Source organism: Rahnella sp. BCC 1045 (genome assembly GCF_019049615.1).
In the GTDB taxonomy this organism is placed as follows: domain Bacteria; phylum Pseudomonadota; class Gammaproteobacteria; order Enterobacterales; family Enterobacteriaceae; genus Rahnella; species Rahnella contaminans.
This window is the reverse complement of the sequence record NZ_JAFMOZ010000126.1, coordinates 80,713-99,154: the sequence shown is the minus strand read 5'-3', so window position 1 is coordinate 99,154 and position 18,442 is coordinate 80,713. Positions and strand designations below refer to the sequence as shown.

General features: G+C 53.2%; 17 protein-coding genes. 5 read left to right on the top strand and 12 right to left on the bottom strand.

Features of this window, described 5'->3' with window-relative positions; genetic code table 11:
• The first annotated feature begins 96 nt into the window (after positions 1–96).
• The 4 genes from fdhD (at position 97) to yiiM (ending at position 4,802) form a co-directional block, all read left to right on the top strand.
• Positions 97–939, top strand: a complete 843-nt coding sequence (gene fdhD / locus J1782_RS12840; RefSeq protein ID WP_217153281.1) for a formate dehydrogenase accessory sulfurtransferase FdhD — start codon at positions 97–99, stop codon at positions 937–939.
• A 208-nt stretch (positions 940–1,147) separates the two neighbouring features.
• Complete coding sequence (sodA, locus tag J1782_RS12835; RefSeq protein WP_217153280.1) at positions 1,148–1,768, top strand: superoxide dismutase [Mn]; 621 nt, start codon at positions 1,148–1,150, stop codon at positions 1,766–1,768.
• A gap of 311 nt (positions 1,769–2,079) precedes the next feature.
• Positions 2,080–4,023 carry a methyl-accepting chemotaxis protein gene (locus J1782_RS12830; RefSeq protein WP_217153279.1) on the top strand — a complete coding sequence of 648 codons (1,944 nt, stop codon included), beginning with the start codon at positions 2,080–2,082 and terminating at the stop codon, positions 4,021–4,023.
• A 107-nt stretch (positions 4,024–4,130) separates the two neighbouring features.
• Positions 4,131–4,802: a 6-hydroxyaminopurine reductase gene (yiiM, locus tag J1782_RS12825; RefSeq protein ID WP_152323703.1), complete on the top strand. Its 672-nt coding sequence runs from the start codon at positions 4,131–4,133 to the stop codon at positions 4,800–4,802.
• A gap of 65 nt (positions 4,803–4,867) precedes the next feature.
• On the opposite strand, the gene J1782_RS12820 is transcribed toward yiiM, so the two are convergent.
• Positions 4,868–5,227 (bottom strand): YibL family ribosome-associated protein, encoded by a 360-nt coding sequence (locus J1782_RS12820; protein WP_208951435.1) that lies wholly within the window; start codon positions 5,225–5,227, stop codon positions 4,868–4,870.
• A gap of 65 nt (positions 5,228–5,292) precedes the next feature.
• On the bottom strand, positions 5,293–6,795 hold the full coding sequence (locus J1782_RS12815; RefSeq protein WP_208951434.1) for a PLP-dependent aminotransferase family protein: 1,503 nt from the start codon (positions 6,793–6,795) through the stop codon (positions 5,293–5,295).
• 145 nt (positions 6,796–6,940) lie between these two features.
• Here J1782_RS12815 and J1782_RS12810 point away from each other — a divergent pair, with 145 nt between their 5' ends.
• On the top strand, positions 6,941–7,549 hold the full coding sequence (locus tag J1782_RS12810; RefSeq protein WP_152323706.1) for a LysE family translocator: 609 nt from the start codon (positions 6,941–6,943) through the stop codon (positions 7,547–7,549).
• 2 nt (positions 7,550–7,551) lie between these two features.
• Here J1782_RS12810 and J1782_RS12805 read toward each other — a convergent pair whose 3' ends face one another.
• The 10 genes from J1782_RS12805 to J1782_RS12760 all read right to left on the bottom strand — a co-directional run bounded on the left by J1782_RS12805 (position 7,552) and on the right by J1782_RS12760 (position 18,316).
• Positions 7,552–8,100 carry an MltR family transcriptional regulator gene (locus J1782_RS12805; RefSeq protein WP_014411435.1) on the bottom strand — a complete coding sequence of 183 codons (549 nt, stop codon included), beginning with the start codon at positions 8,098–8,100 and terminating at the stop codon, positions 7,552–7,554.
• A gap of 136 nt (positions 8,101–8,236) precedes the next feature.
• Positions 8,237–9,385, bottom strand: a complete 1,149-nt coding sequence (locus tag J1782_RS12800; RefSeq protein WP_217153278.1) for a mannitol-1-phosphate 5-dehydrogenase — start codon at positions 9,383–9,385, stop codon at positions 8,237–8,239.
• Between the two features lie 125 nt (positions 9,386–9,510).
• Complete coding sequence (locus J1782_RS12795) at positions 9,511–11,424, bottom strand: PTS mannitol transporter subunit IICBA (RefSeq protein WP_152323708.1); 1,914 nt, start codon at positions 11,422–11,424, stop codon at positions 9,511–9,513.
• A 528-nt stretch (positions 11,425–11,952) separates the two neighbouring features.
• Positions 11,953–12,747, bottom strand: coding sequence for a DsbA family protein (locus J1782_RS12790; RefSeq protein ID WP_165060708.1), 795 nt, complete (start codon positions 12,745–12,747; stop codon positions 11,953–11,955).
• A 116-nt stretch (positions 12,748–12,863) separates the two neighbouring features.
• Entirely contained in the window at positions 12,864–13,571 is a 708-nt protein-coding gene (locus J1782_RS12785) for a nucleoside/nucleotide kinase family protein (protein ID WP_217153277.1), read from the bottom strand.
• Positions 13,549–14,076 carry an MltR family transcriptional regulator gene (locus J1782_RS12780; RefSeq protein ID WP_152323711.1) on the bottom strand — a complete coding sequence of 176 codons (528 nt, stop codon included), beginning with the start codon at positions 14,074–14,076 and terminating at the stop codon, positions 13,549–13,551. Before J1782_RS12780 ends, J1782_RS12785 begins: the two co-directional genes overlap by 23 nt.
• A gap of 42 nt (positions 14,077–14,118) precedes the next feature.
• A complete protein-coding gene (locus J1782_RS12775; RefSeq protein ID WP_217153276.1) occupies positions 14,119–15,387 on the bottom strand; it encodes a zinc-binding dehydrogenase in 1,269 nt (422 codons plus the stop codon).
• Positions 15,384–16,787 (bottom strand): PTS mannitol transporter subunit IICB, encoded by a 1,404-nt coding sequence (locus tag J1782_RS12770; RefSeq protein ID WP_217153275.1) that lies wholly within the window; start codon positions 16,785–16,787, stop codon positions 15,384–15,386. Before J1782_RS12770 ends, J1782_RS12775 begins: the two co-directional genes overlap by 4 nt.
• Before the next feature lie 30 nt (positions 16,788–16,817).
• The gene (gene cmtB / locus J1782_RS12765; RefSeq protein WP_152323714.1) at positions 16,818–17,264 is read right to left on the bottom strand and encodes a PTS mannitol transporter subunit IIA; all 447 of its coding nucleotides are present in this window, start codon (positions 17,262–17,264) and stop codon (positions 16,818–16,820) included.
• Positions 17,265–17,593: 329 nt separating this feature from the next.
• Positions 17,594–18,316: a DUF3053 domain-containing protein gene (locus J1782_RS12760; protein ID WP_152323715.1), complete on the bottom strand. Its 723-nt coding sequence runs from the start codon at positions 18,314–18,316 to the stop codon at positions 17,594–17,596.
• Positions 18,317–18,442 lie beyond the last annotated feature (126 nt).

Here is an 18,442-nt window from a genome sequence, read left to right as displayed (position 1 = left end):
CTTTCCCCGTCAGACGCGGAAGCGGTAAAATTAAGACTCATTACCCATATTTTTTGTACGGCTTATGTAGCCGGATTGTTTATAAGGTTATTGCCAATGGATGTCCATCAAGTAAACGAACTGGGCGAAAAAGATGACAAAAAAGTGACTCAGATCATCGGAGTGCGCCAAAAAACGGTGATGCAGCGCGCCCGTCTGGACGCGCCTGAAGAGGACTGGATTGCTGAAGAAGTGCCCGTCGCGCTGGTCTATAACGGGATATCGCACGTGGTGATGATGGCGTCGCCGAAGGATCTCGAAGCCTTTGCGCTGGGATTTTCGCTGTCGGAAGGCATTATTGAATCATCGGCGGATATTTACGGGCTGGACGTGACACCAAACTGTAACGGTATTGAAGTTAACATCGAGTTATCGAGCCGCCGCTTTGCCGGGCTTAAAGAACGCCGCCGCGCGATGGCGGGCCGCACCGGTTGCGGCGTTTGCGGTATCGAACAGCTGGGCGATCTGTTTCGCCCGCTTGCGCCGCTGCCGTTTACGCAAACCTTCGATCTGGCGAATCTGGACGCCGCGCTGCACCAGCTGAAATCCGTTCAGACCATCGGTCAGCTGACCGGCTGCACACACGCCGCCGCGTGGATCACACCGGATGGCACACTGTCGGGTGGCTGCGAAGACGTGGGACGTCACGTGGCACTGGATAAAATGCTCGGCCTGCGCGCCAGACAAAACGACTGGTACACCGGCGCTGCGCTGGTGTCTAGCCGCGCAAGCTATGAAATGGTGCAGAAAGCCGCGATGTGTGGCGTCGAAATTCTGTTTGCCGTCTCCGCCGCCACGACGCTGGCGGTAGACGTTGCCGAAAAATGCAACCTGACGCTGGTCGGTTTCAGCAAACCAGGACGGGCAACGGTGTATACGCATCCTCAGCGGTTGCGGTAACCCTCTAAGCATCACGTGCCTTTAGACAATTTAGGATTGTTTGCGGTTATCTGGTTCTAAGCCCTCAATAACAGGGGCTTACGCGTAACCTCACGAAGCGTCGGGCTTAGATAATCATTTTCAATATCATTTAATTAACTATAATGATCCGACTGATTACGCGGTGCTCACAAAGACGGTGCCGCCCTACACTATGGAGACGATGAACATGAGTTATTCACTGCCATCACTGCCTTACGCATACGACGCACTCGAACCGCATTTCGACAAAGAAACGATGGAAATCCATCACTCTAAACACCACCAGGCTTACGTTAATAACGCTAACGCCGCGCTGGAAAGCCTGCCAGAACTGGCTGCGCTGTCTGTTGAAGAGCTGATTGCTAACCTGGACAAAGTGCCTGCGGACAAGAAAGTTGCACTGCGTAACAACGCAGGTGGCCACACTAACCACAGCCTGTTCTGGAAAGGCCTGAAAACTGGCACTACCTTACAGGGCGAACTGAAATCTGCGATCGAACGCGATTTCGGCAGCGTTGATGCTTTCAAAGAAGCTTTTGAGAAAGCAGCAGCAACCCGCTTCGGTTCCGGTTGGGCATGGCTGGTTCTGAAAGACGGCAAACTGGCTGTTGTTTCTACTGCTAACCAGGACAGCCCGCTGATGGGCGAAGCTGTTTCAGGCGTTTCCGGTTACCCGCTGCTGGGTCTGGACGTTTGGGAACACGCTTACTACCTGAAATATCAGAACAAACGCCCTGATTACATCAAAGCCTTCTGGGCTGTTGTAAACTGGGACGAAGCAGCAAAACGTCTGGCTGAAGCGAAATAATTTCGCTTTACCGCCCTGAACGGGCACGATGTTTTCGCAAGAGGCAGGTCGGTGACCTGCCTTTTTTTATGCCTTCGTTTCAATACCCCCGACTTATATGCCCTGACTTTATGCAAAAAAAACCTAAGCCTGATCACTGTGTTACAGTGAATTATCCTCACCTCTTCCGCCATTTTTAGACCGCCCTCTCATTATTCAAAAATACCCCCCGACACCTATAAAGTTTCTCTTAAGTACTGACGATAGATTGTTCACAAAGGCGTCACAAAATCGCAAATTTTATTGCATGGAATGCTTGACGGAGAACAGCAATGGGCAACGGCACGGGTCTTTCGCAGTGGATGAATAATCTCAAAGTCGGCACCAAACTGGGGCTCGGCTTCGGGTTGGTTCTTTTGATCGCCGCGGTGATCACCGCAGCCGGAATGATTAAGTTTAATGACATCAGCCAGCGCGCTGAGAAAGTTGATTTTAGTAATCAGATGAATGCGTTACTTAATGATGCCCGCCTCAGCCGCACGTTGTATCAGCTCAACTACGACCCTGCCTATCTCAAGCAAAATCAGGACAAAATTAATGCACTGTCGCAGCTGATTGCGCAGTCGAAAGGCAAACTGGAATGGGATGCGACCAGCCAGGCCGATCTCAATCTGGTACCGGTAAAAATCCGTGAATATCAGGTAGCGCAGGACGCCTTCAAACAGGCTGTCGACAGAAAAGATGCCGTGCGTGCCAGCTGGAACCTTTCCGAAACAGAAGCCGTTGTGAAGCGCCTGCAAGAGCAACTGCGCGTCGAAGATGCCGATCCGTCGATTCGTCTTTCCCTTGCGGAAGTGATTCAGAAACTGATTAGCGTACGTTATTACGTGCGCGGCCTGTTGCTCAGCATCAACAAGGAGTCTGAGGCCACATTGTTGCAGGCCATCGACGATACGCAGGCCAACGCCAAAAAACTCAACGCACTGCTGCTCCCCAATCAGCAGGCGACACTGGCTCCGCTGATGACCGCGCTGGCGACGTACAAAAGCCACGTTGTGGCGTATATGCCAGCCTATGAAGATGAACAGAAAAACTCGCAACTTCTGTCTGTGAAAGCCGCGGAGATGAACGCGCTGGTGGCGAAAATCTTCAAAAACGAACTCGATAATACCCACAACGATATCAGCAATGCGCAGATGATCATGATGGTGATTACGCTGATTGTAATGCTCGCCGGTATCCTGATTGCGTGGCGAATTACCCGTCAGATTGCGCAACCGATCCGCGATACGCTGAAAACCGCCGAAGCCATTGCACAGGGTGATCTGACCGCTGCCCGAACCACCACGCGCCGTGACGAACTGGGCATGCTGATGAATGCCGTTGCCGGGATGAGCCAGAATCTCAGCACGATGATTTATGAAATCCGCTCAGGCGTCTCGCAGGTTTCCCACGCAGCAGCGGAAATCGCCGCCGGAAATACCGATTTGTCTTCACGCACCGAACAGCAGGCCGCCGCGGTTGAAGAAACGGCCGCCAGCATGGAAGAACTGAGCGCCACGGTGAAACAGAACGCCGATAACGCCCATCACGCCAGCAAACTGGCGAGCGAAGCATCGGGCACCGCCACCTTGGGCGGCAAACAGGTCGGCGAAGTGGTCGATACCATGCAGCAGATTTCCGGCAGTTCAAAACGCATCGCTGAAATCACCTCTGTCATCAACGGCATTGCGTTCCAGACCAATATTCTGGCGCTGAACGCCGCCGTAGAAGCCGCGCGCGCTGGTGAACAGGGCCGGGGATTCTCGGTGGTGGCGTCTGAAGTTCGCACGCTGGCACAGCGCAGTGCGCAGGCAGCAAAAGAGATAGAAGGACTGATTGCCGAATCCGTTGAACGGGTGAATACCGGCGCGAAGCTGGTGGAAAATACCGGGCGCACGATGCAGGACATTGTGAAATCCGTCTCGCACGTCCGCGATATTATGGGCGAAATTGCGTCGGCTTCTGACGAACAAAGCCGCGGGATCAGCCAGATTTCGCAGGCGATTGTGGAGATGGACAGCACCACCCAGCAGAACGCCGCGCTGGTTGAACAGTCTTCGGCGGCGGCGGATTCTCTGGAAGATCAGGCCGCAACGCTGACGCAGGCGGTGTCGGTATTCCGTCTGGCCGATAACGGCAATATGCTGAAAGCGCCAGACTCCGGCGCGCTGCGCCGCCCGGTTCTGCCGGCTGTACAGGGCAAAACCAGTCAGGATAATTGGGAAACCTTCTGATTTTCCCCTATCGCCCTGCGTAATTTTAGCGCAGGGCGATTCCTGATACTCCGAACCAGTAATGCAGGTTATGCTGAGGTTAACGACTGATTCCTCGCGGAGACCATATGCATTATCCCGACGTTTATATCGGCAATATCGAAAGCTACCCGGATTATTCGCCCAGCGCGATTGCCAAACGACAGATCGACGGTGCGGTCGTTCTGACGTCTGCCGGGCTCGAAGGCGATCAGCAGGCAGAAAAGAGTTATCACGGCGGCGCAGACCGCGCACTGTGCCATTTCCCTCGCGAACACTACGCCTGGCTGCGTCAGCAGTTTCCTGAAGAAGAAGAACGTTTCCATCCTCCCGCCTTCGGCGAAAATCTCTCAACGCTCGGCATGACGGAGGATAACGTGTTTATCGGCGATATTTTCCGCTGGGGCGAAGCGCTGATTCAGGTCACACAGCCGCGCGCGCCCTGTTATAAGCTCAATCATTTTCTGGGATGCAAAAACCTGTCGCCGTTGTTGCAACAAAGCGGCCGCTGCGGCTGGCTTTATCGCGTTGTCGGCACCGGAAATGTCAGCGGCGATCGCCCGCTGGAGTTGCTGACGCGTAACAGCGAAGTCTCCGTGGCTGAAGCGATTTCGATAGCCTTTAACATGCCGTTCGATGAGGAGCAGTACCGGCGTCTGATGTCTGCGGCGGGGATTTCGGCGAGCTGGACTAAAACCATGCAAATGCGGTTGGTGAATCGCAAGATCGAAGATTTTGGGCGGAGATTGTTTGGGAAGTAATGTTAACGCCCTCCCCCTTTGCAGGGGGAGGAGCAGGGCAAAACTTCACCCCCGGGAGTATTTCATCAGAATTCTTTTTTCGCGAAACCGGTGACGACTTTCAGGCCCATTTCGCGGCCCAGTGCGGTCATCGGGTGAACCACCACGATACCGCGCACGGTTTTCTTCAGCGTGCCCATATCAGCCTGTTCTTTCTTGGTGATTTCACGGCTGAACAGCTTTTCCAGTTTTTGCGCTTCGGTGCTGAGCTTTTTCACACGCACTTCTTTGAGACGCGCGATCTCGGCAGCCAGCTTTTCTTTCTCTTCTTCGTGCTTGTCGATCAGTTCAGCGTTACCTGCCTGAATAACGGTCGCATCTTTGTGATTCAGTGCATCCAGCATGTCGCTGAGACGCTTGATCTCGGCTTTTTCGACTTCTTTCATGGTTTCAGATCCGTTCATGCCGCAGCGGGCATAACTGTAAATTGGGAATAATAAACATCAGTGTATCAGGAAGTGCGCGATTCTTCAGCTTGCTCCTGCGTTTCTGCCAGCCCGGGCGGCAAGCCACACATCTCGCACGCCCGCTCGCCGATGCGGATCATCGCCGATATATAGCGGGTATCAAAAACATAGCAGCACGATAAACGCAGGCCGTTACTGTAGCGGCCACTCGGCGAATATAACTGTCCCGGCGTCATACAAATTTTATCTTTCAGCAACTGCTTAAACAGCGTGACACAATCCACGCCCGGCGGAAAATCGACCCAAATCACAAAGCCTCCCGCAGGTTGCGTGGCGCGCGTTCCCTGCGGGAAATGGCGGGCGATCAGCGCACGTGCCTGCTCGACCTGCGACGCGTAACGCTTACGCAAAGCCCGCAGATGATGGTCATAGCCACCCGATTCCAGAAACACCGTCAGCGTTTGTGAAAGCAATGCGGATTCTGCCATCGACGAGACCGCTTTGAGTTTATGTAGCTTGTCAGCAAAGCGCCCGCCTTCTACCCAGCCGATACGAAAATCGGGTGCCAGCGTTTTAGTGAAACTGGTGCAGAACAGGATCCAGCCATCGGTATCAAACGATTTCACCGCCGGAGACAACGTCGTACCGAACTGGATTTCCGCATAAAGGCCATCTTCAATCAGCGGGACCTGATGAACGTTCATCAACCGCGCCAGCCGTTTTTTGGCTGCCAGCGGCATGGTGAAGCCCAGCGGATTTTGCGCCGTTGGCATGGCGATCACCGCATTCAGGCGCTTCTCGCTGAGCAGCATTTCCAGCACATCCAGCGATAAACCGGTTTGCGGATCGGTCGGGATTTCCACCGCTTTCAGCCCGAGGCTCGCCAGCATTGGCAGCAGATAAAAATAGGTCGGCGTTTCCAGCCCGACGCTGTCACCCGGTTTGGTGGTCACGCGCAGCGCCAGCTGTAACGCTTCCATACAACCGTGCGTAATCGTAATGTCGGTCGGTTCTAAAATCATGCCCAGCGCCAGCGCACGGCGGGCGATTTGCTGTCGCAGCGCCGGATGCCCCGGCGGCAAAGCATATTTCCCGATCAAGTCTGGCTGACGGCGCAACAGGGACGACATAATGCGCCCGAGTTTTCCGCTCGGATAAAAGTCATTGGACTGCGGACACGCCAGCGAAAGATTGGTATACGCCGGGTCGGTTTGCGAGGCAAAAACGGTGTCGATCAGATCCAGTACTTCGTCTGCCGGTTCGGCGGCTGGCGTCTGAGGTTGTTCCTGCGGCGGCTGATGTTCCAGCGCGGGCAATGCGGCACGCACATAAAAACCGGACTGCGGACGCGCCTCAATAAAACCGCGATCTTCCAGCCGCCGGTACGCTGCCACCACGGTATTAATACTGACTGACCAGGTTTGTGCGCTGCGCCGTACCGAGGGCAAACGGCTGCCGGGCGCGAGCGTGCCCCGCCGGATGGCATCCGCCAGTTGTTCCGCCAGCTGGTTATATCGGGTGTCAGTGAGATCCGCAGTGTCAGTCATGGTGTCAGTTCCGTGAAAAGTGATGGGTACAGTTTTTTGTTACGCAATCTGTAACCATGACAATAGCGTATTTTTGGTTCTGTTACCTTCGACTGACTCTGATTATTCTGGTTCTCTGGAAAACAGGGGATGCAGGAAAACGAAAATGATAGATACCGCTTTTGTCAGTTATGTCACCGTGATGTCGATTACGCCCGGTCCGAACAATCTGTTGCTCGCTGCTTCCGGCGTCAATTTCGGGCTGCGACGCAGCGTGCCGATGATGCTGGGGATCACGCTCGGCTGCGTGGTGCAGTGCGCGCTGATGACCTCGATGCTGGCGATTTTACTCAGCTGGATGAATGTGGTGCGCCTGCCGATGGCGGTGATCGGCTGTACCTATCTTTTCTGGCTGTCGTGGAAAATCTACCGTTCCGGCACGCCAAAAGAAGGCGAAAAACAGCAGCCGATGAATCTGTTCAGCGGTGCACTGTTTCAGGCCGTTAACCCGAAAGCCTGGCTGATGGCGACTAACGTCGCGATCCTGTTTACGCCACCGGACGGCAATATGCTGCATCACACGCTGCTGATTTGCGTCGGATTCGCGCTGATCAACCTGCCGTGCATACTGGTCTGGGTGGTGATGGGTGACAGATTACGTCAGGCTTTACGCGTGGAATGGAAGCTGAAACTGTTCAATACGATTATGGGCGGCATGATGGCGTTAACCGCGCTGTGGCTGCTGGTCGGCGAAGTGCGCCACGTACTGGCGTAACGTTATTTTTGCACCGGAGAAAGTCTTGAGGGCTGCTGATTGCTGATATGGGCGATCAGCCCGGTCACGGAAAGAACCATCGTGGAGCGGACGATTTGCTGGTAGCGCTGACGTTGCATGGCGATCAGCGATTCGTCGGCTTCACCGGGTTTGAGGAAGGTTGGTGCAGGCGGAAGCTCCGTAACGCAATGTAATTCACCAAACGGGCCAAGAATTTCATCGTCGGTAAAACGATACTCTTCGCCGTCGTAATTCAGTTCTTCCCGCAGCGCCATCAGTAATTCGGCGTCTTCATATTCATGACGGCTGATCACTCCCAGCGCGTAAATCAGTTTGAGACGCACAGATAAATCACCGAGCGGGCCGGTACCGGTCAGTAACGGTTCGACGGCATATTTCACCGCGTAATCGTCTTTGCGGAAAACCTGCACCACCAGAATATCCAGCGCTTCGGCCAGCAATTCCACGGCGGTCATCAAAAAGCTGCGCACGGTTTTACCCGCATTGAGCTTTTCAAGAACCCGGTTTTCAAACGCCTGAGCTTTTTCCATAGGGCTTACTTGCAGTAAAGTGCCGATGCTGACAGCGCCCCTGGCGTCATCCATGATGCGCGCATGTCGGGCAGAAACATCCTGCCCGACAGGGCTTTCTTTGCCTGGTGTTGGCGAAATCAAAATAAACGCAGTATTAGTGCATCGATTCGTAGAGAGCGACGGCTTTCGCCACAACTTCGCCATCTTCCGGCAGACCTGAAATCTGGGCGAGGGCGGCTTTTGGCCCTACTTTCTCCAGCAACTCTACCAGTTCTTTAGCTTGCGGGTCTTGCTCGCTGCGATAATGCATCGCGGCCGCAATCCCTCTGACAAGATTGTCGTTCGGCAGGCGGTATTCCTGCGTGCCCAGCAACGGTTTAATCAGCCGGTCGCCTGCGCTCAGTTTACGCAGTGGCTGACGGCCAACGCGTTCAACATCGTCATGCAGGTACGGATTTTCAAAACGAGACAGAATTTTTTCGATGTACGCAGAATGTTTTTCCGGATCAAAGCCGTAACGGCGGATCAGGACTTCACCACTTTCTTCCATCGCACCACGAACCACCAGACGCACTTTCTCATCGAGGATCGCATCACGAATCGTCGCGTGGCCTGCCTGCTGACCGAGATACGCAGTGATCGCATGACCGGTGTTCAGGGTGAACAGTTTACGCTCGACGAAGGCCATCAGATTATCCGTCAGCTCCATACCGGCGATTTGCGGCAACTCCCCTTTGAACTGGGTTTTGTCCACAATCCACTCGCTGAAAGTTTCAACGGTGACTTCCAGTGGATCGGTAGTACCCGCAGCCGCTGGCGGAACGATGCGGTCTACAGCGGAATCGACAAAGCCGATATGCGCTTCAACCCAGGCTTTTTCATCTTCCGGCAGCGCGTTGAATACATGCTGTTTGAACTGGCTGGTGCCCCGCACCATGTTTTCACAGGCGATAATATTCAGTGGCTTTTCGTTGCCCTGCTGATGACGCAGCACCAGACCTTTCGCCACGTTCGGTGCGATTTTTTCGAGCACGGTCGGGCCAACGGCGGTGGTCACTAAATCGACTTCGGCAATCAGGTTGATGGCATCCTGACCGGCGCTGTTCACGGCATTCACATTGCTGACAGGCTCAACGGTGGCCTGTTCACCGACAACGTGCACGTTGTAGCCTTTGCGGCTGTTCAGTGCATCCAGTAAAGCAGGGCTGACATCGGCAAATGTCAGTTCAGCCCCGGCATCAGCAAGTAATTTACCGATAAAACCGCGACCAATGTTACCTGCGCCAAAATGTAATGCTTTCATAATATTTCCTTCAAATCGGGGGCCATACTTTCTGGTAAAAAGCTTTAGGTAAAGCTGGGAGCCGCCCGGCTCCGAATCAACAAGCGGGTCTCAATATCAAGACCCGCTTAGTAACGCTCTACTGATTAACCGCGAAGAATCGTCAGAACTTCTTCAACGCTGGTGGTGTTCGCCAGACGTTCGATAACACCGTCTTCGTCAAGCGCAGTCGTCAGCTTGGTGATCACGTTGATGTGTTCGTTGTTGCGTGCGGCGATACCCACCACCAGACGCGCTGAATCATCTTCGTCTTCACCCCAGCGGATGCCCGCCGGATACTGACAGAACACGATACCGGTTTTCAGTACGCGATCTTTCGCTTCGATTGTACCGTGTGGCACCGCGATTGACTCGCCCAGATACGTGGACGTCAGTTTTTCACGCGCCAGCATCGCATCGACATATTCTGCCTGAACGTAACCGCCTTTAACCAGTTGTTCACCTGCAAAACGAATGGCGTCTTCTTTCGTTGCTGCGTGCAGGCCCAGGAAGATGTTGCTTTCGCTGATGCGGAACAGGTTTTCGTTTTCACTGTCGGACACGATGCTGTCGCCCAACGTGGTGGTCACTTTCTCTTTGTACTGGCTGCTTTTGTTCACTTCCACCAGACGGGAAGTCAGGTCAGTGTACAGGCCGCTGTCGAGGAAGTTAGTCAGCGAGATGTGCTGTGCATGTGGCACCTGGCGCATCGCACGTTCAGTCAGGTCACGGTGCGTAATCACCAGGTCCACATCGTCAGGCAGATTGTTGATCGCGCTGTTGGTTACGCTGATGTTGGTCAGCCCTGCATCCTGCACTTTTTTGCGCAGAACACCGGCACCCATTGCGCTGGAACCCATACCGGCATCACAGGCAACGATGATTTTGCGTACGGTAGACAGGTCGCCAGCAACGCCAGTCGCGCCTGCTTTACCGCCTTTAGATTCGGCTTTCATGTCCTGAACGCGACGGGTTGCGTCTTCCAGATCATCACCTTCTTTCGCCTTGGTGGTTTTGAGCAAGAAGGAAGAAATCACGAAGGACACCGCAAACGCAGCCACGATAGCAGCGATGTTAGCGAAGTACGCACCTTTTGGCGTCATCGCCAGCACGGCCAGGATTGAACCCGGAGAAGCCGGAGACACCAGACCGCCGTTCAGCATAGTCAGGGTGAACACGCCAGTCATACCGCCCAGAATAACCGCCAGTAACAGACGCGGGTTCATCAGAACGTACGGGAAGTAAATTTCGTGGATACCCCCCAGGAAGTGGATGATTGCCGCGCCGCCGGCAGATTGCTTAGCGCTGCCACGACCGAAGAACATGTACGCCATCAGGACGCCCATACCCGGACCCGGGTTCGCTTCGATCAGGAAGAAGATTGATTTACCGGTTTCAGTCGCCTGCTGGATACCCAGAGGAGAGAAGATACCGTGGTTGATGGCGTTGTTGAGGAACAGGATTTTCGCCGGTTCAACAAAGATAGAAGCCAGCGGCAGCAGGTTATGAATAACCATGATATGCACGCCTGCGGCCAGCACTTTAGACAGCGCTTCTACCAGCGGACCGATAGCCAGGAAGGCGAGGATCGCCAGCAGCATACCGATAATCCCGGCGGAGAAGTTGTTAACCAACATCTCGAAGCCGCTTTTGATTTTACCGTCAACCCAGCGGTCGAAACGCTTGATTGCCCAGCCACCCAGCGGACCTGCAATCATTGCGCCGAGGAACATTGGCATATCCGCACCGACGATAACACCCATAACGGTGATTGCGCCGACCACACCACCGCGATCACCACCGACCAGACGACCACCGGTGAAACCGATGAGCAACGGGAGGAGATAAGTGATCATCGGGCCCACCAGCTTCGCTAATGTTTCATTAGGGATCCAGCCGGTAGGAATGAACAGAGCAGTAATGATACCCCACGCGATAAACGCGCCGATGTTGGGCATTACCATGTTACTCAGGAAGCGACCAAAGTTTTGAACCTTGATCTTAACGTCTGGTGAAAACATAAAACGCACCCCTATTGATACGCGCTGACAATAGAGCGCGTGATATCAGTTAATTATCGGTGACGGTTATTTCGGTTTTTCTGCCACTGCTTTAAAAATCCGTCCGTCGAATTGCTGTCTGCGAGGCGGACTCTACCACGTGATTATAGGCCTCGCGTAGCCACCCCACAGCCCGTGACAGAGATCACACGTATACGACCACTACCCCCTGCATTTTGGTGATCGCGATCACAAAACACCCCTGTAATCCGGCTACACAGACGATAATTTGAGCTTGATACGTATAAAAACGTGATGAAAGTCACTTTTTATTAACGAGTCTTTATCATAAAAACGTGATATTCATCACAAAGTATTTTTCGATAACCTTGCTTATTTCGCTTAAAAACCGTTCAGACGTGTCAGGTGGATGCGGAATTGAGTTTACGGGGGAGAGTTTGAAATAAAATTACAGGATGGGGTGCTGAAAAAAAAAGCGAGCTGTCTGCCAGCCCGCCGTTATTTAATGAGTTTTTCGCAGCGAAAAAATTACTTCCCGCCTTGCGCCTTAACAATGGCAGCCTGCAATTCTTCGGCTGAAACCGCACCCGGAAGCACGGTGGTGTTCGCCGCCGTTGCGCCGCTGGTTGGCATCACGACAAAGCCGGGTGTACCGCTGAAGCCCAGCGTACGGGCCAGTTCGTCATTGGAGGCTATCGCCTCATGCGTGGCTTTACGCTGCGCATCAGTAGGCTGGGTGGCTTTGGCCGCTTTCACCGCACCGGCGATATCGGCATCGGTCAGTTTACCTTCGTCATGGCCGGTGCGATAAATGCTGTTGTGGTAGTCGAAGTACGCCTGCGCGCCCTTCTCTTTCCAGATAGCCATACCGGTTTCCGCCGCAGTAATGGACGCTTTCCAGCGGTCACCGAAGATTGGCCATTCTTTGAAGACGAAACGCACGTTCGGATTGGCTTTCACCGTTTGCTCGACTACCGGTGCCATGTGGCTGCAATACAGGCACTGGTAATCGAAGAATTCTACGAAGGCCACTTTGGCATCTTTCGGGCCATAACTCGGCGTGGCAGGGTCTTCAGTCAGGGCTTTTGAATTTGCCAGAACGGCACTCAGGGTTTCCTGTTGCTGCTGATCCGCCTGCTGTGCCTGCAACTTCTGGCTGACCTGCACCAGAATTTCAGGATGCTGAAGCATGTAATCTGCTGCAATTTTACCAATGGCTTCCTGTTGCGCCGGGGTGAAATCTGCCGTTGCGCTGTCAGCAGCAAAAGCCAGCGTCGGAGCCAGCACCAGAGAAGCCAACAGAGTCATCGTCTGACGTTTCATCAAAAATCCTTAAAGTGAAATACGGGGAAAACCGGACAGTTGCCTTCAAAAGTAGAGGAATTTTCTCGGCTTTGCAGGCTAAAAATTGTCATTTTTTATAAATCCCGCCGTCACTATCACTCAAAATGAAACGCGCCATCGCCCGACATTTGCAGCGTGATATCTGCCTGACGGCTATCCCTCAGAACCCGCGCCACATTGGGTCCGTCCGTGGCAGCGTAAAAATCACCGGCCCGGGCAGGCGTCAGTCCACCGCGGATTTTACGTTCAATGAGACGACCGCGCAGGACTTCCGGACTGGCACGAATAAAGACGCTCAGATCGCAATTTTCTGTCAGTTGCCGCCAGCCGTCATCGTCAAGCAGCAGCCAGTTTCCCTCGACGACCAAAACAGGCGCGGTAACATGGATCGCGCCTTCGACCGGCTCATGCAGCGTGCGGCTGTACTCCGGCCAGCGGCTTCCCGGCTCGCGTAAAGCGATCAGTGCGTCCCGCAATTTGGTCACATCAAACGTCTGTGGTGCGCCTTTACGCTGACGCAAGTTGTGTGCGTCCAGCCAGTCATTGCGATGATGGAAACCGTCCATCGGCAGGGTCTGCAAAGGGACTAAATCCGGCGTTTCATGAGAAAGCTTTTGCCAGAATGCGGAAAGCGTCGATTTGCCGGTGCCGGGCGGCGCAACCAGAAACACCACCAGCGGGCGGTTAAGCAGGCGCTGCTGTGAAGAAAAACGTTGAAGAAGGGGGAGGTGTAGTTGTTCGATATCTTCGTCGGGGAAAAAAGCCTGCGTGGACAGTCCGTTAATGGTCAGCGTCACGTTCATAAGTCAGTTCCTTGAGTAAATCCGTCACTGCCAGAGACAGTGCCGTCCTCATCAGATTGCCGTAACGCGCCTTACTGAAGGTTTCAAAACTGGCAAACTTCATTTTCTCGACAGACTGAAACATCAGCGTGTTATCCGTCACGCAGCTCAAATTCTGGAGAAATTCATAAGCCGTTTCTTCATGAAATTCCACAATCTCTGTCCCTGCTTTCAGGTGCTCGTCCAGCTGAGAAAACAGCAAAATATCGGCATACACCGGTTTTTTGATTTTCCCCAGGGCATAAATCAGCCTCAGGGAAACATCAATACTGTCCAGCGGGCCTGATTTAGCGAGTAAGGGCTTTACGGCAAATTCGCGGATGTCCTCGTCATTATTGATAAAAAGGTGGGGAAGGAACTGTTTTATACCGCTGAGTAAAATGGCATTCGCGGCATGCAGAAAATCATTGAGATTCGTCTGGCCGGATAACCTCTCCAGCACCTGATCTTCAGTTAATACAGTCATCCTTCCCTTAAACACCGTCAGTAATGAGGAGAACCGATAATATTACAGCCCGGTGGAAACACCAAAATGGTTCAGCAGCGCCTGCTCGGCCTGCTCATTCCAGACGCCATGCGTCGGTGCTACCCGTTCCGCCAGCAGGGCAAACAGCGGATCGGTTTTGCCCAATTCTGCAAAATCTTCAATGGCGGTCAGCGGCAGAGAAATGCCGTTATAAATAAGCTTTTTACCGCCGGGAATATGCGGCAGATTGAGCACCGTTTCCGGTACAGCGTCCAGGCCGCCGATGTGCGTAATCATATAAGAAGGCTGAATACGTCCGGCCGCCGTCAGTGCCAGCGCCTCTTCCATATCGCCGGTCGAACCGCCGGATGTGCCGACAATGTGCGTAGAACCGTAGTGAACGTTGTAGAAATTGAAGGGAACGTTGAAGTTTTTGTCGGTCGGTCCGGCAAAGAAATTCAGGCAACCGTCCTCACCCAGCAGCGCGTCGCCCAGTTCGATAACTTCAGCCACGGCAGCGAAAACAAAGACATCATCAAAACCTGCGCCGCCCGTCATTTCGCGCAACGTGGCAGCCGGATCAGACAACGTTTTACTGTTGATATACACCAGCTCGATGCCTTTTTCTGCCGCCATCGCCACCGGCAGAAGCTGCTCTGCGCGCGCCAGCCGTTGTTCGTCGATATCCACCACCACCACCCGCGCCGGGCGCACATCGCCGTTGATCGCATAATCAATGGCACCAATGCCCATCGGCCCCGCGCATGCCAGCAGCGCCAGATTTCCCCCCGCTTTGATGCCCATCTGATGTTCATACACATATTGCGTGGTGTGATAGCTGGCGTGATAGGCGCCGATAATGCAGCACATCGGTTCAGCCAGCGAGGCGGCGGCGAAATAATGCCCTTCGTACGGCAGAACACAGCCCAGGTCGATCGCCAGTTTCGGGATGATCATGTACGTCGCGTTGCCGCCAAAGGTTTCGTAACTGTAACCGGCGGAATACCCGCTGGGCAGCCCCATCGCCGGTTGCAGCACGAAGCGTTTTCCCGCTTCAAACCGGTTCGTAAGATTTTTGCCCACCTGCACAATCACGCCCGCGCATTCGTGCCCCGTTACCGCCGGATGGTCGGCGATATCTTCCGGTACACGTTTATGTTCACCGCCCAGCAAAGCGGCTTTGTAAGTCGAGAGGCAAACGCTGTCCGACACCACGCTCACCAGCAGTTCGTCATCGGTGATTTCCGGCAGTTCAAATTCACGGAGTCTCACATCTTTTTTACCGTAAATGGCGGCGACTTTGGTTTTCATGCTGTTGCTCCTTGCTGAACCGGGGAAGTGATATCGGCAAACAACGCATCGAGCGCCGGATCGCCGAGATAGTTTTTAATCAGAATCAGTGGCTGGTCGGTCACACGCTGAGCGCGGCCTTCAAGACTGGCGTGGGTCACAATGATGTCGGCATCGGCCGGAATGTTTTCGATGGAGTAATGCTTCACTTCGATTTCATAACCGGCTTTTTGCAGCTTTTTGCGAAAAGTCGTCGCCCCCATCGCGCTCGACCCCATTCCCGCATCACACACAAAAGCGATTAACCGGATACTGGCCGCCACAGGCTGCATCCCGCTTTTGCCTTCGGCTTTGCGCTTTTTGCTGGCGGCCTGAGAATCCGCAAAACTGTCCGCCGCAGGGGATTTGTCCAGTTTCAGAATGGCAGAGGCGACGACGAAAGAGACCACGGTTCCGGCCAGCACGCCCGCACAGGTTCCCATAAAGCCCCCGCGTGGCGTCAGTGCCAGATACGCAAAGATAGAACCCGGACTTGGCCCCGCAACCAGCCCTGCGCCAAAGAGTTCGAAAACATAAATGCCGGTCATGCCGCCCGCGATCATGGCGATAATCATCAGCGGTTTCATCAGCACATACGGGAAATACAGCTCGTGAATACCACCGAGAAAATGAATGATCATCGCGCCGGGCGCAGATTTTTTACTCAGCCCTTTGCCGAACAGCGAAAATGCCAGGAGGATCCCCAGACCGGGGCCGGGATTTGAGGCCACCATGAAATAAATAGATTTTCCGGCGACGGCGGTGTCCTGCATACCCAGCGGATAGTAAACGCCCTGATCGATGGCGTTATTCAGAAATAACACCTTGGCGGGTTCATTAATCACCGACAGCAGCGGCAGGTAACCGGTCGCCACCAGCGCCTCAATGCCCTGTTTCACAAAATTATTGGCTTCCATTACCGCCGGGCCGATTACTTCATACGCCAGCAAACAAAGCAGCATGCCGAGAATGCCGAGTGAGAAATTATTGATCACCATCTCAAAGCCCGCCGGAATACGTTTCTCCAACGCCTTATCGACCACTTTAATGAGATAACCGCCCAGCGGCCCCATGACCATCGCGCCGATAAACATCGGAATATCCGCCCCGACAATCACGCCCATCGTGCCGATACCGCCCATCACGGCACCGCGTTTTCCGCCAATAAGATGCCCACCCGTAGACCCGATCATCAGAGGCAATAAATAGGTGATCATAGGGCTAACGAGTTGCCCGAAATGCGAATTAGGTGTCCATCCGGTGGGAATAAACAATGCTGTAATAAAACCCCAGGCAATAAACGCGCCTATATTGGGAATGACCATCGCTGTGAGAAACCCGCCAAAAGCCTGCACTCTGGCGCGTATTGATTTATTAGCCATATTAAAATCCTGTTGAGTGTTAGGATAAAACTAATAACGCTGAATGATGTTAATTAATTCCTCTGGGTTATTTGCATTGAGTAATTCATCAATAACCTCATCTTCGCAAAGCATTTCACTTAACGCCTGAATCGCCTCAATATGTGAATCAGAATCTTTTGCCGCTAATCCGATAAGCAGCCTAACGGGCGGGCTTTCAGCTTCAAAGCTGACGCCTTCTCGCAACAGCGTAAAACTGAGCGCCGTCTTTAACGCACCGCATTCCGGTCTGGCATGTGGCATGGCAATGCCGGGCGCGAGCAAATAATAAGGCCCGATTTCCGTTGTGGTATCTTTTATTGACTGAATATAATCCGCAGTAATGTATTTTCTTTGCAGCAGGTTTCTCATCGATAAATCTATTGCCTGCGACCAGTCTTCCGCTGATGGATATATGGCAATACTTTCACTGTCGAAAAAATCCATTAATGATGACATTATTTATCCTTATTTTTATCGATGAGAATTTATATTCCTGAGCATATTCTCTGAAAGGGATTTAATCAAACCGGCGGGGATTTGTGATCAGCATTATAAAAATGGCGTTCGCAATAATAAAACCCGACATGCATCACACCGATGGTGGGTTATTTCAATTAATTAGAATAAATGCAATAGCCTGTTTGTGAACAAGACCACAAAAAATGTTTTTATATTATTATTCATTTTTGTGACCGCCGTCTGATTGACGTTATTGCGTTTGGTTTTCGCTCATAAAAAAGCCACGCGTTGAGGCGTGGCTTCTGTTCATCACATCGTAAACTGGCTTAGTTGCTGAAATCGCCCTGGGCGACTTTCTGCGCCTGAAGCAATGTCTGCTGTTTGCCGACCAGATTCGACATCATGGTGTTGTACTGCGTCGCCTGTTGCTGCGTCGGGAACTGCACGCCGCCGTTAGCGAATGCCACCTGAGGGCCCTGTTGTTGCAGGAAATCACCCACGGAGACGATATCCTGCGTGAAGCTTTGCAGCGCCGGCACCAGCGGAGTCAGCACGTTAGCTGGCTGGGTCACCACGGTGTTGTAGACCTGACCATAAACCGCTTTCAGGTCATCCGGTTGTTTCAGGGCAGCCATCGCCGTATCGGCTTTCACTTTTGAATCACGCAACTGCGCATTCAGCATGCTCAGCGTGCTGGCCGCCTGTTGTAACGCGCTGCGCTGGGTCATGTAATCCTGCGGGGTACGCACCTGGCCAATCGCGCTCACCACCGGTACCAGACTGCCATCAACAGCGCCTTTCATCTGGCGGGAGAACGACAGGATGATGCCGTAGTCATTCGCGTAATTACCAAACCGTTGTTTCTGATCTTCACTCAGCGAAGGCAGGTTTTGCCCGCTGCGCATGACGGTATTTTGCAAATAATCGATAAAGGCTTTGCGTTGTTCCGGTTCTTTATCGCCACAGGCAGTGAGCTGGAAAACAACCAGCAGTGCGATAAACGGCGCCAGCCAGCGAGAAAATACACCGCTTCTGATCCCTACAGCCATGAGTCCTGACTCCTGATTTCAATGTTCTTCTTCCGGCCAGTTCCCTGCCGATGCTGTGCATTCCATGCGGGATATAGGATAGAACAATTGGGGGGATAACGCTTTTTAAAAAAGCGTAGAAATTGA

Coding starts and splice junctions, on each gene's coding strand:
- yiiM (WP_152323703.1), top strand. CDS start 4,131: ATGCATTATCCCGACGTTTATATCGGCAATATCGAAAGCTACCCGGAT.
- J1782_RS12820 (WP_208951435.1), bottom strand. CDS start 5,227: ATGAAAGAAGTCGAAAAAGCCGAGATCAAGCGTCTCAGCGACATGCTG.
- J1782_RS12790 (WP_165060708.1), bottom strand. CDS start 12,747: ATGAAACGTCAGACGATGACTCTGTTGGCTTCTCTGGTGCTGGCTCCG.
- J1782_RS12805 (WP_014411435.1), bottom strand. CDS start 8,100: ATGGAAAAAGCTCAGGCGTTTGAAAACCGGGTTCTTGAAAAGCTCAAT.
- J1782_RS12770 (WP_217153275.1), bottom strand. CDS start 16,787: ATGGCTAATAAATCAATACGCGCCAGAGTGCAGGCTTTTGGCGGGTTT.
- J1782_RS12800 (WP_217153278.1), bottom strand. CDS start 9,385: ATGAAAGCATTACATTTTGGCGCAGGTAACATTGGTCGCGGTTTTATC.
- J1782_RS12780 (WP_152323711.1), bottom strand. CDS start 14,076: ATGACTGTATTAACTGAAGATCAGGTGCTGGAGAGGTTATCCGGCCAG.
- J1782_RS12815 (WP_208951434.1), bottom strand. CDS start 6,795: ATGACTGACACTGCGGATCTCACTGACACCCGATATAACCAGCTGGCG.
- sodA (WP_217153280.1), top strand. CDS start 1,148: ATGAGTTATTCACTGCCATCACTGCCTTACGCATACGACGCACTCGAA.
- J1782_RS12785 (WP_217153277.1), bottom strand. CDS start 13,571: ATGAACGTGACGCTGACCATTAACGGACTGTCCACGCAGGCTTTTTTC.
- J1782_RS12795 (WP_152323708.1), bottom strand. CDS start 11,424: ATGTTTTCACCAGACGTTAAGATCAAGGTTCAAAACTTTGGTCGCTTC.
- cmtB (WP_152323714.1), bottom strand. CDS start 17,264: ATGTCATCATTAATGGATTTTTTCGACAGTGAAAGTATTGCCATATAT.
- J1782_RS12810 (WP_152323706.1), top strand. CDS start 6,941: ATGATAGATACCGCTTTTGTCAGTTATGTCACCGTGATGTCGATTACG.
- fdhD (WP_217153281.1), top strand. CDS start 97: ATGGATGTCCATCAAGTAAACGAACTGGGCGAAAAAGATGACAAAAAA.
- J1782_RS12775 (WP_217153276.1), bottom strand. CDS start 15,387: ATGAAAACCAAAGTCGCCGCCATTTACGGTAAAAAAGATGTGAGACTC.
- J1782_RS12760 (WP_152323715.1), bottom strand. CDS start 18,316: ATGGCTGTAGGGATCAGAAGCGGTGTATTTTCTCGCTGGCTGGCGCCG.
- J1782_RS12830 (WP_217153279.1), top strand. CDS start 2,080: ATGGGCAACGGCACGGGTCTTTCGCAGTGGATGAATAATCTCAAAGTC.